General features: G+C 43.0%; 12 protein-coding genes. 5 read left to right on the forward strand and 7 right to left on the reverse strand.

Going from position 1 to position 13095, the window contains the following annotated elements; all coding sequences use genetic code 11:
* Nucleotides 1-27: 27 nt before the first annotated feature.
* Entirely contained in the window at nucleotides 28-768 is a 741-nt protein-coding gene (locus ACRQQK_RS04225; protein ID WP_457510190.1) for a 5-oxoprolinase subunit PxpA, read from the forward strand.
* Between the two features lie 58 nt (nucleotides 769-826).
* Here ACRQQK_RS04225 and ACRQQK_RS04230 read toward each other — a convergent pair whose 3' ends face one another.
* The 3 genes from ACRQQK_RS04230 to ACRQQK_RS04240 all read right to left on the reverse strand — a co-directional run bounded on the left by ACRQQK_RS04230 (nucleotide 827) and on the right by ACRQQK_RS04240 (nucleotide 5680).
* Complete coding sequence (locus ACRQQK_RS04230) at nucleotides 827-2290, reverse strand: FAD-dependent oxidoreductase (protein WP_457510191.1); 1464 nt, start codon at nucleotides 2288-2290, stop codon at nucleotides 827-829.
* A gap of 280 nt (nucleotides 2291-2570) precedes the next feature.
* Complete coding sequence (locus ACRQQK_RS04235; protein ID WP_457510192.1) at nucleotides 2571-5006, reverse strand: ABC transporter permease; 2436 nt, start codon at nucleotides 5004-5006, stop codon at nucleotides 2571-2573.
* The gene (locus ACRQQK_RS04240; protein WP_042487330.1) at nucleotides 5003-5680 is read right to left on the reverse strand and encodes an ABC transporter ATP-binding protein; all 678 of its coding nucleotides are present in this window, start codon (nucleotides 5678-5680) and stop codon (nucleotides 5003-5005) included. The genes ACRQQK_RS04235 and ACRQQK_RS04240 overlap by 4 nt, the downstream gene beginning before the upstream one ends.
* Between ACRQQK_RS04240 and tesA the strand changes: the two genes are divergently transcribed.
* The 3 genes from tesA to ACRQQK_RS04255 all read left to right on the forward strand — a co-directional run bounded on the left by tesA (nucleotide 5679) and on the right by ACRQQK_RS04255 (nucleotide 9448).
* Nucleotides 5679-6278, forward strand: a complete 600-nt coding sequence (gene tesA, locus ACRQQK_RS04245) for a multifunctional acyl-CoA thioesterase I/protease I/lysophospholipase L1 (RefSeq protein ID WP_457510193.1) — start codon at nucleotides 5679-5681, stop codon at nucleotides 6276-6278. The two genes, ACRQQK_RS04240 and tesA, sit on opposite strands and share 2 nt — an antisense overlap.
* A 112-nt stretch (nucleotides 6279-6390) precedes the next feature.
* Complete coding sequence (fabV, locus tag ACRQQK_RS04250) at nucleotides 6391-7596, forward strand: enoyl-ACP reductase FabV (protein ID WP_457510194.1); 1206 nt, start codon at nucleotides 6391-6393, stop codon at nucleotides 7594-7596.
* A 202-nt stretch (nucleotides 7597-7798) separates the two neighbouring features.
* A complete protein-coding gene (locus tag ACRQQK_RS04255; protein ID WP_457510253.1) occupies nucleotides 7799-9448 on the forward strand; it encodes a P-loop domain-containing protein in 1650 nt (549 codons plus the stop codon).
* A gap of 58 nt (nucleotides 9449-9506) precedes the next feature.
* Here the strand turns inward: ACRQQK_RS04255 and ACRQQK_RS04260 are convergent, their stop codons facing one another.
* Nucleotides 9507-10127 (reverse strand): DNA-J related domain-containing protein, encoded by a 621-nt coding sequence (locus ACRQQK_RS04260; protein ID WP_457510195.1) that lies wholly within the window; start codon nucleotides 10125-10127, stop codon nucleotides 9507-9509.
* A 236-nt stretch (nucleotides 10128-10363) separates the two neighbouring features.
* Here ACRQQK_RS04260 and ACRQQK_RS04265 point away from each other — a divergent pair, with 236 nt between their 5' ends.
* Nucleotides 10364-10969, forward strand: a complete 606-nt coding sequence (locus ACRQQK_RS04265; RefSeq protein WP_457510196.1) for a DUF2238 domain-containing protein — start codon at nucleotides 10364-10366, stop codon at nucleotides 10967-10969.
* On the opposite strand, the gene cutA is transcribed toward ACRQQK_RS04265, so the two are convergent.
* The 3 genes from cutA to ACRQQK_RS04280 all read right to left on the reverse strand — a co-directional run bounded on the left by cutA (nucleotide 10966) and on the right by ACRQQK_RS04280 (nucleotide 13054).
* Nucleotides 10966-11283 carry a divalent-cation tolerance protein CutA gene (cutA, locus tag ACRQQK_RS04270; RefSeq protein WP_457510197.1) on the reverse strand — a complete coding sequence of 106 codons (318 nt, stop codon included), beginning with the start codon at nucleotides 11281-11283 and terminating at the stop codon, nucleotides 10966-10968. The genes ACRQQK_RS04265 and cutA overlap by 4 nt on opposite strands.
* Nucleotides 11284-11733: 450 nt before the next feature.
* A complete protein-coding gene (locus ACRQQK_RS04275) occupies nucleotides 11734-12390 on the reverse strand; it encodes an HAD family hydrolase (protein WP_430524979.1) in 657 nt (218 codons plus the stop codon).
* Between the two features lie 157 nt (nucleotides 12391-12547).
* On the reverse strand, nucleotides 12548-13054 hold the full coding sequence (locus ACRQQK_RS04280) for a hypothetical protein (protein WP_457510198.1): 507 nt from the start codon (nucleotides 13052-13054) through the stop codon (nucleotides 12548-12550).
* Between the last annotated feature and the right edge of the window lie 41 nt (nucleotides 13055-13095).

The following is a 13095-nucleotide window of genomic DNA, read 5'->3' on the forward strand; positions in this document are numbered from 1 at the left end:
CTTAAATACTAAGGAACGATGATTCACGTGAAAAGACGGACTATCACTCTTAACTGCGACATGGGCGAAAGTTTCGGTCATTGGCGCATGGGCAATGACGAAGCGGTTATGCCATGGGTCGATATGGCCAATATTGCATGCGGCTTTCATGCTTCCGATCCACATGTCATGAGCCGCACCATTGATTACGCGATTCAACATGATGTTCAGATTGGTGCGCATCCCGGCTACCCGGATTTACAAGGATTTGGACGACGTTCAATGTCGTTTTCAGAAGAAGAAATTTGCGAGATTCTTATCTATCAAATTGGCGCACTAAAAGCGCTATGTGAAAGCAAGAATACTGAAGTCACATATGTTAAGCCCCATGGCGCCTTGTACAATGACATGATGAAAAATGAAGATGTATTTCGGGCAGTTACTGATGCTGTTTCATGTTTCAATATCCCTTTAATGATATTGGCTTCAGGAAACAATCAACGTTATTTAGATATTGCAGACAGTTACGACGTACCACTGCTGTTTGAAGCTTTTGCCGATAGAACCTACTTATCAAACGGGCTGTTGACACCTCGCTCTTTGCCTAATGCTGTTTTAACAAGCGAAGACGCTATCTTGAGTCAAATCAAACAGATTGCAGAATATGGCAAAGTCAGTACATCTGACGGGGCGATAATCCCAATTGAAGCCGACACGATTTGTGTTCATGGTGATAATGAGGCCGCTATTGAGCTTATAGCTAAAATTAGAGCTCAACTTGATGCCTAGGCTAGATTTCTAAAATCAGCCCCACAGTCGTTAAACTCTGGGGCTAATACATATCAGGTTATTTCATACCAACAAACTTGGCTAAAGCTTGAGGGTATCCTCGCTCTTGCGCTAATCGCTTCGCTCTCGATTCAATATCGTTGGGCGTCAAAGAGATGCTGATCGGGTGTTGTTCTTCAATTGACTTGTCCGATGGTACTTTCACGAGTTGCCAATTAGAGACTATCTTTCTCACCGCCTCTAACGCAGATGACCCTTTCACCACTTCCATTCGAGCATAGTTGTTGTCTTCAAACGTCACATCTGCAGCTCGTAGTGTCGCATCATATCCAGGAATTTGCTGGGCACCGTACAACGGTTTACCACCGACCTGCGCACTCTCAAATTCAGGCATAAACTGACTGATATGTTGGATAGCTTTATGTGTTCTTTCATTAAGAGCATCACTCTGCCAACCTTCGAGTATTTTCCGCTCCAGATATTTAGGTAGAACTGGCTGAGAAGAATTGTCCTCAGAGGTTACCAAACCATCTTTAAACAACGTGATATCTTCCGTCATACCATGTAACTGAAACACACCATCAGCATAAGGCGTTAACTGCGCCATGCCTCTTGGAGTACCTCGCTCACCGTGAAATACAACTTCAGGCCATTCATGGTGGCACTGAGGCCAATGGGTAACATAGGCCGCTTTAAATTCCACCATACGCTTACGTTGATAACGCGTCATGTCATCGACTTTACCCGTCTCATAACCACAAGCATTAATCAGATAGTCGGCTTCTACTTGGTAATGTTGACCATCAATATCCACATAAGTAAGCTGCCAGCAATGCCCGTTGTATTCCGCACTCACTAAAGTTGCGTGAGTCTTTACCTGACAGTTAGCCATTGCGCTTAACGCCAGCTCTGCACTCGCGGCGAGTCGAAATACACTCCAGCCATACTCTTGGACAACCACTACAGGGTATTTAATCGAATTCAGGTCTGTGTATTTGGCAAACGGAATCAACCAATCTTCGCTGCTTAGCGGTTCTTTCGGTTGAGTTTGGTTAGCTAAGATCTCTAACTGCTCACGGTGGTAAATTGAATAATACTGCTTAGGATCCCCCATAATCTGATTACGAGGGTCTTCATCGACCAACTGTTGATAACATACCTGAATGGTATCCAAACGAGGAATGATATCTTGTGGCTCTCCTGAATCGGTATCCGGAATAGCAATCACTGTTGGGCGCTTATTCAAGGTATGTGGATACAGACGAATCGTTTCAACCGACTGACGCAACAATTCAATACATTGTTGCTCTGAAATTTCTCTGTATAAGTTACCCCCAGCATGGAGGTGACAAATTGGTGGTCCGTTCACTAAGCTCGGACCTTTTTCCAGTAATAGTACATTCACGCCTAGTTCACCTAAATGAACCGCAGCCGTTGCACCAGCAACGCCTCCGCCAATAATGGCAACGTTGGGTGACTGAAAGTTTGCTATATTCTGTGACATGTCGCTACCGATAGTCATTCAAACTAGCTCTATTCTAAAGCTAATAAAGTGTTATTAAAATCACATTTTTTACGTGGCTATAGATCGACAAGCTGAAAGTTGCAATACAAAAAATTGAAATAAATATCTTGACTCAATATTCTGTGATCGACGTTTTTTTAACCTTGTGCATAACGCTCTGTCTGCAGCCAAAGGTTCTACGGGGTTAACGCCGAAATACACTGCATCAATGCTCTTAGTTATCCCAACATTTATCCACTGTTTTTGTGGATAACTCTCGCACTTACTCAAGGAATCACTAATTAAATGCTTTATTTATAGGAACTAACAAACGCTTAATTAAACTGTTCACAACCGCAGCTAATGTGCAAAAAGTGACAATTGGCAGCACCAGCCACATGCTCAGATGTAGCGAAGGTGACAAGTCAAAACCGAACTTCATAACACTTGCTACTACCACGTCTGCACTTAAAGCGGCAACGATACCAGCAACCAAAGCCATAAGCCCAAACTCTGACCAAATCGTCTGAGTCACACGACGGCGGCTCGCGCCTAAAGTTCTATACAGCCTTATCTCTTGCTGACGTTGGCTCAGACTTAATCGTAATAACGTAAAAATCAAGAGTATACCAGCCACTACGCCCATCAAAGCAAGTACTGTTATCGACCAAACAATTTGTGTAAGCAGATCTTGGATTTTCGCTCCCATAGCTCGGATATCCATCAAACTCACTGTCGGGTGATTACGTGACAGTTCTGTGAGTAGCCCATCATGTTGTTGTTCTATTCGAAAGCTAACCAACCAAGAGCTAGGAATGTCCTGTAATAAATCCGGTGTAAAAATGAAGTAGAAGTTAGGCTTCATAGCACGCCATTCAACATGACGAATAGTATTTACCGTAGCTTCGATAGGTTGGCTGTTAATAGAGAAAGTCAGTTTGTCACCTATTTTCAGACCGAGATCTTCTGCAACATCTTGCTCAACTGACACCCCTTTGCTTTGCGTCCACTCTCCAGCAATCAGATCGTTATAGGTTGGTAGGCTATCACCCCAGGTGAAGTTAAGTTCACGTCTTAAAGCATCACTACGCCCTTCCCCTTGTGCATAAGTTTTCGCTTCAACACCGTTGATTTCAGTTAATCGTCCACGAATGATTGGATAGGCAGCCGAACGTTCAATTCCAGCTTTGTCTATGGTTTCCAAGTACGTGTCTTTTTCATAAGTGGCAATATTGAAAGCAAACGCATTCGCCGCATTGGCTGGTAATGTTTTCTGCCAATCAGACAAGAGGTCTGTTCGAACCAACCACATTACAGCCAATAGCATTAATGAGAGCGACAATGCTCCAAATTGAATGCCCGTAGCGACAGAGGAACGATTGATCCGGCTAAGAGCCAGCTTCATTGCAGTATTAAGTGGTAACTTTGCCAAAGAACGTGTCACCACAACACTGATTAAAGCAAGAATCAAAAAAAGCACAGTTATTCCTGCGAGTACGATCCAGACTAATTTGTTTTGCCAATAGAAAGCAAGCATGGGCAGTAAAGGCACAAGCGCTAGAGCGATATTCCAACGCATACGGCTCTGCTTTTGTGTGCTCTGCATAACACTGGCAGCATTCACATTCAGTAGATGGCCTAGCGGGATTCCCAAAGCCGGTACAGCAATTAACACACTTGAAGTTAGCGCTACCAACGCAGGTTTATAACCATAACTTGGAAGCGGCGTAGGCAGCAGATCGACCAAAGGAACTCGCAACAGATATTCCAGTCCCATTCCTATGACAATACCACTCACGGCGGCAAAACCGAGCAGTAACGCCACCTGAATGGATAACCAACGCCCTACCCATTGTTTACTGGCACCCAAGCTTTTAAGCATTGCAATCGTGCGCTGGCGAGTAGAAACATAATGCTGACAGGTCAAAACCAATGTGGTCGCAGCCATGATGATCACGATAGCCACAGTCAAAGACAGATATTGCTGAGTTCTTTCAAACACTTCGTTGGTTCTGCTACCGCTGTCTTGGTCTCTCCATCGCTCACTCGGGGACAAAGTTACTGCATTTTTCAGTTGTTCAATGATTGGCTCTTCAGCATTGATGAAAAGCTGGTATTGAACCCTGCTACCGATTTGGATAGCACCGGTGCGCTCAACATCTGATAAGTGAATAAAAACAGACGGCATTTGCTGAAATGGGTTGAAGCTTAAACCGGGTTCTTGAACGACTCTACCTGATACGACAAAGTCAGCATCGCCAATCGTGACGCTGTCACCCACATTAACATTCAGTTCGTTAAAAATTCGTTCGTCTAGCCATAACTCATTTGGCTGGATCTGATGCTTGATGATGTTTCCATCCGACAGTTCCATTTCGCCACGCAATGGATATTGGCTGTCTACGGCTTTAACCGTGACTAACTTCATACCATTGTCACTGAACGCCATGGTGGAAAAACGAGTCATGTTGGAAGTGGTTAAGTTTTTTTCCTTGGTGAGTTGCAACAACGTTGAAGGCAAAAGATTTGCCGAAACAAATACACTGTCTGCCGTCAATGCGTCTTTGCCCTGCTTAACAACCACCTGCTCCATACGGTCAGCCAATGCAGTTAACGCAAACACACAAGCAATGATGAGAGTTAGAGCTACGGAAATCGGCCACAATTGACCATGTCTAATCTCGCTAAAGCTCCATCGAAACAGACGTTTATTTAAAGATGGGGCAACATTCATACTCGCTCCTCCAACATGCCTGCCGTCATATGAAAGCGTCTTTGGCATCTTGCAGCAAGAACAGGATCATGAGTGACAAGAACCAATGTTGTTCCATGTTGCGAGTTCAACTCAAAAAGTAAATCGATAACCTTCGCAGCAGTTTCCTGATCTAAGTTGCCTGTTGGTTCATCAGCAAATAACACTTGAGGGCTGATCATAAACGCCCGCGCCAGAGCAACCCGCTGCTGCTCCCCACCCGAGAGCTGACTCGGCGAGTGATGAATACGATGCTCTAACCCGACAGATTTTAATAACGCTTCTGCACGCTGTTTATCTTCGGCTTCACCCTTTAACAAACACGGCAGAGTGACATTTTCTAATGCGGATAAGCTTGGAATGAGCAAAAAGCTTTGGAATACGAACCCTACCGATTGACTGCGAATCGCGGCTCTAGCTTCATCATCAAGCTCTGTCAGTGATTTCCCCAACAGATGAACTTCTCCGCTGGTCGGCGTGTCCAATCCTGCAAGCAGTGTCATCAATGTCGATTTACCTGCACCAGAAGTACCGACGATGGCCACACTTTCGCCCTGGCGAATATCAAGATTCACCTCTTTGAGGATTGTTAATTGCTCCTGATTGGTGGAGACTACTTTAGATAAAGACTGAGCTGAAATAACGGATGATTGCATGACTAGACTACTTTCCTTGCTTCTTGTTGTATTTTTCTCGACCAACGCTAGTAGTAACACACTCTTAGTGTTGGGTGATAGTTTGAGCGCCGGCTATAACATGTCTATAGAACAAGCTTGGCCTAATTTGCTTGGTGATGCTTTAAAAAACAAAGGGAAATCTGTAACAGTAATTAACGGAAGTATATCAGGCGATACGACAGGCAATGGATTATCGCGTTTACCGTCATTACTCAAACAGCACCAACCGGACACCGTTTTGATTGAACTCGGCGCCAACGATGGGCTACGTGGCTTTCCCCCTCAGCTTGTTGAAAACAATCTGAAAACCATGATTGACACTATTCACGCACAAAACAGCCAAGTAATCTTGATGCAAATCCGCATCCCGCCTAATTATGGCAAGCGCTACAGCGATGCGTTCTCGCAACTTTATCCCAACATCGCCAGCGAAAAATCCGTACCGCTGGTGCCATTTTTTCTAGAGCAAGTCATCATCAAACCTGAATGGATGATGCAAGACGGGCTGCACCCAAAATCGGATGCTCAACCATGGATAGCCGATTTCATGGCAGAACAACTAGAGCCTCTGCTTTAGGATGTTTTCCTACATTATGACCAACTAACTGTAGGTCTGTTGCCTCAGCTCAATAAACTTTACCTAACTTTACGCTATTGTTACTGTCCCACAGAACCAGAAGGTACCAATAATGCTCATAGACCCCGTAATTCAGGGTGTGGTTGCTCGTACCGCACATCCTTTCGGTTGCGAACAAGCCATTCTAAAGCAAATTCAATACGTTAAATCAGCAAACCCAATTAAGCATGGTCCTAAACGTGTCTTAATTTTAGGTTCATCATCCGGATTTGGGCTTGCCGCTCGTATCGCGTTAACATTCGGTGGTGCGAATGCTGACACTATTGGCGTTTCTATGGAACGCGGGCCATCTGAAAAAGGTGTGGGTAGTGCTGGATTCTACAACAACCATTTCTTTAAAAAGTACGCAGAACAAAATGGTAATATAGCCGTTAATATTGACGGTGATGTGTTCTCAAAAGAAATTAGAGAACAAGTTATCGAAGCGATCGAAACCTACTTCGAAGGTGAAGTCGACCTAGTTATCTACAGCATCGCCAGTGGTATGCGCCGAAAAGGCGACAGTGATGAGTTCTGGCGTTCCGCCATCAAACCTATTGGTGATGCAGTATCAGGCTCTACCATCATTTTGGAAAACGACAGTTGGGTAAATAGCACACTAGAGCCAGCAACAGATGAAGAGATTGCTAGCACCATTAAGGTCATGGGCGGAGAAGACTGGGAGAACTGGATTGATACTTTGATCAACTCAGACTCCATCGCTGACGGCTGTAAAACCGTTGCTTTCTCATACATTGGTCCTGAAATCACTCACCCTATCTATCTTGATGGTACCTTAGGTTATGCAAAAGTTGATTTGCACCAAACCAGTCACTCTCTTAATTTGAAGTTAGCGAATTACAATGGTGGCGCTTATGCTTCGGTTTGTAAGGCGTTAGTCACAAAAGCGAGTGTGTTTATTCCAGGTTTAAGTCCATACATCTTAGCGCTTTACCGAGTAATGAAAGAGAAAGGCACCCATGAAGGCTGTATTGAACAGATGCAACGTTTATTCAGTGAAAAACTGTATCTGGGAGAGAATGTCACCACGCCAGTTGATAACGAACGTTTGATCCGAATGGATGATCTGGAACTTAACCAAGACACTCAGAAAAAAGTATTGGCGATTCTTGACGAAATGAATGCCGATAACTTTAAACAACTGGGCGATTACCAAGGATTCAAGCAAGAGTTTCTCAATCTCAATGGGTTTGGTTTTGAAAACATCGACTACTCAAAGGATGTCGACTTAAAGCCATTCTTAACGCAAGAAGATTAATCAATTCAACCGCTGGTGGGAATCAGATTATCTTGTCTGAACCCGCCTCTTTGTTGACAAATACCCTACTGCCACTAAAACTGTACTCCTAAATAGAGTACAGTTTTTGTTTATCCCACAAGGATTAAGCAACACATGGCTTTACTCCCTTGATAGGGCTACCTATAATCGCCCCCTTTTCTTTATTCCAAGAGCAGTCGTGATGGATGTATTAACAGCAAAACTGAAAAAACTCGAAAAACAGAATTATCGCGCATATCAGCAAATCAAAGGCGAATATGATTTCGGCGACTACAATCTGTACATCGATTATGTTCAGTCAGATCCGTTCGCGTCAGCTTCGCGCTTGCGTGCGACAAGAGCATGGTCACTCACTGGCTTAGCATGGTTGAAAGATAAGTCTGCGGCTTATCAAATGGCTGCCCGAGACTTTATCGCTCGCTCATTCGCAGAATTCGCCAAGCAAGAAAACTCCGTAACTATCCATATCACCGGCCAAACCGTAATGGATAGCACCGCCGTATTATTTACTGAACACGGCATTGAGTTGCGTTTCCGTATGTCTCTGCCTGCTGAAGGGCGTGACATTCTCGCGAAGAAAGCACTCAACACGCTTACATTTCATATGCCTAAATTCATTCGTAAAGCAACTAATGCTCGTGAATTGGATATTGAGGCGCTGACTCATCACTGTGAAACCATCGAAGACCAAGAATCATTGCGTTCTCAACTTGATGAGAAAAACTTGGTTGCTTTTGTTGCAAACGGAAGTGTGCTGCCACGTATTGCTGGTAACTGCGATTTACCGATGAAAGATGCTGTTGCATTCCAGTCACCAAAAGAATTGGAAACCATTTTGCTGGCACCGAATAAAGGTGAAGTACGCGGAATGGGCATCCCAAAAGGTATCACTTTGATTGTCGGCGGCGGTTTCCACGGTAAATCGACCCTGCTTACGGCAATTGAGCGTTCAATCTACAACCATATTCCAGGTGATGGCCGTGAAAGTATTGTCGCTGATGTCAACGCCATAAAAATTCGCGCTGAAGATGGTCGCTGCGTGCACAATCTCAATCTTTCTAACTACATCAATCACTTGCCTCTAGGCCGAGATACTCGTGACTTTAGTACTCAAGATGCCTCTGGTTCTACCTCACAAGCGGCTTGGCTTCAGGAATCAATAGAAGCTGGCGCTAGCACCTTGCTGATTGATGAAGACACCTCGGCAACTAACTTCATGATACGTGACGAACGCATGCAAGCTTTGGTAAGCAAAGGTGATGAACCTATCACTCCGTTAGTCGATCGCATTGGTCAACTGCGAGATGAAATGGGGATATCCAGCTTAGTTGTCATGGGTGGTTCTGGAGATTACCTTGATGTGGCTGACACTGTGATTCAAATGCATGATTTCCAGCCGATTGACGTGACTGAAAAAGCACAGCAAGTAATTGCGCTCCATCCTACTGAGCGTAAAAACGAATGTGAAACACCTTTGGAAAACATTGCGCCTCGTTCCTTAAACTGTATGGCATTACAAACCATACTAGCGGAAGGCAAGTTCCGAGTATCTGCAAAAGGCACGGATTCACTTCGCTTTGGCAAAGAGTTTACTGATTTAAGCGCTCTTGAGCAGATAGAGTCACCTTCTGAAATAAATGCTATCGGTTGGCTTTGGTTCCAGCTCGCACAGATACCAGGTTGGTCGAAAAACCCAGCTAAAAATTTCGAAACCTTTCTTAACGACAATTGGCACGAGAACATGCCAAACCATGGCGATTTGGCGAAACCTCGCATACTGGATGCGATGGCAGCACTGAACCGTATGCGCAAAGCTAAGTTCAAGAATTAAGAGTTATCGAGACAAAAAAACAGCGCAAATTTGCGCTGTTTTTTCTGGTCAAAGATTTCTATGCCTCTTGGCGAAGAATATTCCATGCCTCACATAAAATCCTAAATTTTTCTGCATTGCCATTATCTCTGTCCGGATGCCATCTTAAAGCGAGCTTTCGCCATGTTTTGCGGATTTCAAAGTGTGTAGCATCATCGTGGAGTTCGAATAAGCGTAAGGCTTGTTGTCGATTTAAGTCTTTGCTACTACCACCAACAAACTTACGATAGCGAGTCCAAAACTCATTGAGAAGGCGTTTAACTTCCCCTTCGCTCGCTTCATAGTGCTCCCACTGTGAATAATATTCGCGCAAAGGATCTTCAACATCAATTACGTGGGAGGCATTACGAAACATCGGCATCAAAATAATATCCATCGCCTCTACTTGGAGCCATTGCTTCGGATAGAGAGTCTCTTGCAGTTGGTAGAGCGCATTCATGATAAGAAAATTACGTTTGAACAAATCTTTTTCTGGAGCTTCATCCAGTGTCGGCATCAGTTCCAACTCACCCAAATGCGCGGCAAGCGTATGAACTTTCCAACCGGATGGCTGCCGTTTCAACACTTCCAAAATTGGCCACAATAAAGGATTCTCAACATAGTTGCGAAACGTTGCGGACACTTGCTGTGCTTCAGTCATATAGTTTCTCTCAATTTTCCCTTCTTTTATTCAAAGCCATGAGCGACTTTTTGTCGAGTAAGAATAGGACGAAACTATTAAGGCTTTGACCTTTATTCAACTTTTCATCCCGAGAATACGAGAAATTCCAAATAACTTCTAAGTTCAATCAACTCAATTTTTAACATAACTTAATTGAACACTGTTTCAAATAGTGTAAACATGCTTTAGAAAATTGAGTAAAGGATATTTCAACTATGACAGTACCAAGAAGCCTGACATTATTGAGTCTGGCATATGCAGCCGTGTTTATCTTTTCCGCCATATCGCCAACATCGCGAGCAGTATGGCTTGCCGAAATTATACCTGCACTACTGATTCTTTTGATTGTGTGGCTGGTTTCAATGAGACAGAAATTGAGTACAACTTCTTATACTCTCTTTTTCATCTGGCTGACTCTTCATACGATTGGCGCGAAATATACCTTCTCAGAAGTGCCTTTTGATTGGTTCAACACCCTCATTGGTTCAGAGCGCAATAACTTCGACCGTGTCGCACACTTTTCCATAGGCTTGTATGCATACCCAATCGCCGAACTGCTTATACGAAACAAACTGGCTAAGCCATTGTTTGCAAGCAGCTACGCTCTGTTTTGCATTATGAGTATCGCCGCAGGCTACGAAATTGTTGAATGGTGGTATGCGGATTTGGCTGGCGGAGACGAAGGTATCGCATTCTTAGGTTCTCAAGGTGATATCTGGGATGCCCAAAAAGACATGCTGTGCGATACCCTAGGCGCATTAGCCTCATTGTTGTTACTCGCAGTGCAGATTCGAATTAACCCCATTCGATTAACCGCCTAATTGGTATTGGCTTCGATCCATTGCAAGTAAGGGTTGAAGCCATCAGTAATAGGCACCTGAACAATTTGTGGAACTTCATAGTTATGAAATTGTTCAATCGCTTCCGTGATTTGCTCAAACAATTTGGATTGGGTTTTTATCACTAGAAGGATCTCTTCGTCGTTACAAACTTCACCTTCCCAAATGTAGTGGCTATTGATAGGTAATGTTTGAACACAAGCCGCCAGTTGATTTGATAGTAGGTATCGAATCAATTGCTGTGTTACGTCTTGGCTGTTTGTTGTGGTTAAAACGATACAGAATTTATCATCCATTTCTTCGACCCCACTTATTGTTTTTCTCTTATGCATCTTTTAAGTTTCTATCAAAATCACTGAGTTCGTTAATTGAGGTTTAGAATTCAACAAGCTCAATTCATGGATTTATGAAATGAATCTCAAAAAATGAAAGAATAATGTAATTATAACAATCACCGACCGACATTCCGTTTATTCTGAGCATAAAAGCAGCAATAGCTAAAACTAAATAATAAAAACAATTTGAAGAGAATGTGTGATGAAAATGATCGAGTGTTGTCCGCTTTGTCAAAGCGATGAATATTTGCTCTCTGAGAGCGGTGAAAAATTTCTATGTGGCAAGTGTGGTTTTCACACGGAAGAGTTGAGTAACATTGAACCAACGATTTTGGCTGCCAACTTAGTGTTAACCCCGTACATCCATGTGCCGGAGAATACACTTCATTAATTGAAATCGAATATCACGACTTAAACTAAATACAGAGTTAGCTGTTCTAAACTCTCTAGCACTGTAACTTTGGGGTGAGAGACTCTATTTTGCCAAGTCAGAGGCGTGATTTGAAAGGTGGTGACTCCAGCGTTAAGACCTGCTTTCACGCCCTTATGGGTATCATCAACATAAACGCATTCATCTAACATAAAGCCCATATTCATGGCGCAATAGCGGATTAAATCCGGTTCTGGTTTCCAACTATTTGCTTCGAATGCAGAAAATATTTTTCCTTGAAAATAGTTGTATAAACCTGCCGATTTTAGAATCGATTCAATACGGTCTTTGGGCGCGTTCGATGTAACGCAAAATTCAGTCTCTGTTTCTCTAAGCCAATCTAATAATTCAATTGCACCGCGCATTGGCGTGAGTTTCTTCAAGAACAGAGGTTCCAACACTTCACGATATCGCTGTTCTAACACATCAATATCTGCAGTTTTCTCTGCAAGTTGTAAAGTGGAATGCATAATGTCGGCAATTTTGCCACCTTCAAAGTTATCAATAATATCTTCGATAGATAGCTCTGCCCCAATTTCATTAAAGACTTGCACAAGGGCTTCACAACACAAGCGTTCACTGTCGACCAATGTACCTTCACAATCGAAAATAACGCAGTTCGTTTTTTTGCCAACCATAATATTTCTCCTTTCTATGCAGTTTAATTACAAACAAAATAGGAAAAATGATTCAGTTAACAATTTGAAATCTGCTTACTCAGCAATGTCGATATTTTGTAGCACCGTCACTGTTTAAAACAAACCGGAAATTTCTGACTCCATTTGCCGCTATATATTAGCGTTCAATATAGAAAGAGCCTGAAAATTCGTTACTTTTTAACCACTTTTGCGTTGCTGCCAGAGCGAATTGCTCAGCAGAACTATAGGAAAGGTCTTTTACAACAATATCAGAAACCAAAAGTTCGTTTTCAGATTGTGTAATTAAAGCAGCAGCTACGGGTTCAGCTTGCTTAAATCCTACATAAAGATAGCAAGGCTCTGAGAAGATAATTTGGGTGAAAAACTCCAACAGATAATTTTGCTCTTGTTCATCACGTCCACGCGATGCTTGAAGCAATGAAAACATCACGGTCAAACGATGAAAGTCAACCAGATATATCTCATCTAAATTGATGCCTGTTTCTTGGGCACATTGAATCAACGGAGTCACAGTATTCTCTTCACAAAGAGACTGATAAATGGCTCTGCCTTTTAGACTTTCAGGCGTCGGAAACTCCACCTCAACTTGATCAAAAAGCCACTGATTTTTCACTTTAACGACGTTTGGATAGGAATCTGTCATGAAATTTTCTTCTATTGAAGTACTTACGCTAAAACCACATT

The organism is Vibrio sp. C8 (genome assembly GCF_054051265.1).

Coding starts and splice junctions, on each gene's coding strand:
- ACRQQK_RS04230 (WP_457510191.1), bottom strand. CDS start 2,290: ATGACTATCGGTAGCGACATGTCACAGAATATAGCAAACTTTCAGTCA.
- ACRQQK_RS04235 (WP_457510192.1), bottom strand. CDS start 5,006: ATGAATGTTGCCCCATCTTTAAATAAACGTCTGTTTCGATGGAGCTTT.
- tesA (WP_457510193.1), top strand. CDS start 5,679: ATGACTAGACTACTTTCCTTGCTTCTTGTTGTATTTTTCTCGACCAAC.
- ACRQQK_RS04240 (WP_042487330.1), bottom strand. CDS start 5,680: ATGCAATCATCCGTTATTTCAGCTCAGTCTTTATCTAAAGTAGTCTCC.
- fabV (WP_457510194.1), top strand. CDS start 6,391: ATGCTCATAGACCCCGTAATTCAGGGTGTGGTTGCTCGTACCGCACAT.
- ACRQQK_RS04255 (WP_457510253.1), top strand. CDS start 7,799: ATGGATGTATTAACAGCAAAACTGAAAAAACTCGAAAAACAGAATTAT.
- ACRQQK_RS04260 (WP_457510195.1), bottom strand. CDS start 10,127: ATGACTGAAGCACAGCAAGTGTCCGCAACGTTTCGCAACTATGTTGAG.
- ACRQQK_RS04265 (WP_457510196.1), top strand. CDS start 10,364: ATGACAGTACCAAGAAGCCTGACATTATTGAGTCTGGCATATGCAGCC.
- cutA (WP_457510197.1), bottom strand. CDS start 11,283: ATGGATGATAAATTCTGTATCGTTTTAACCACAACAAACAGCCAAGAC.
- ACRQQK_RS04275 (WP_430524979.1), bottom strand. CDS start 12,390: ATGGTTGGCAAAAAAACGAACTGCGTTATTTTCGATTGTGAAGGTACA.
- ACRQQK_RS04280 (WP_457510198.1), bottom strand. CDS start 13,054: ATGACAGATTCCTATCCAAACGTCGTTAAAGTGAAAAATCAGTGGCTT.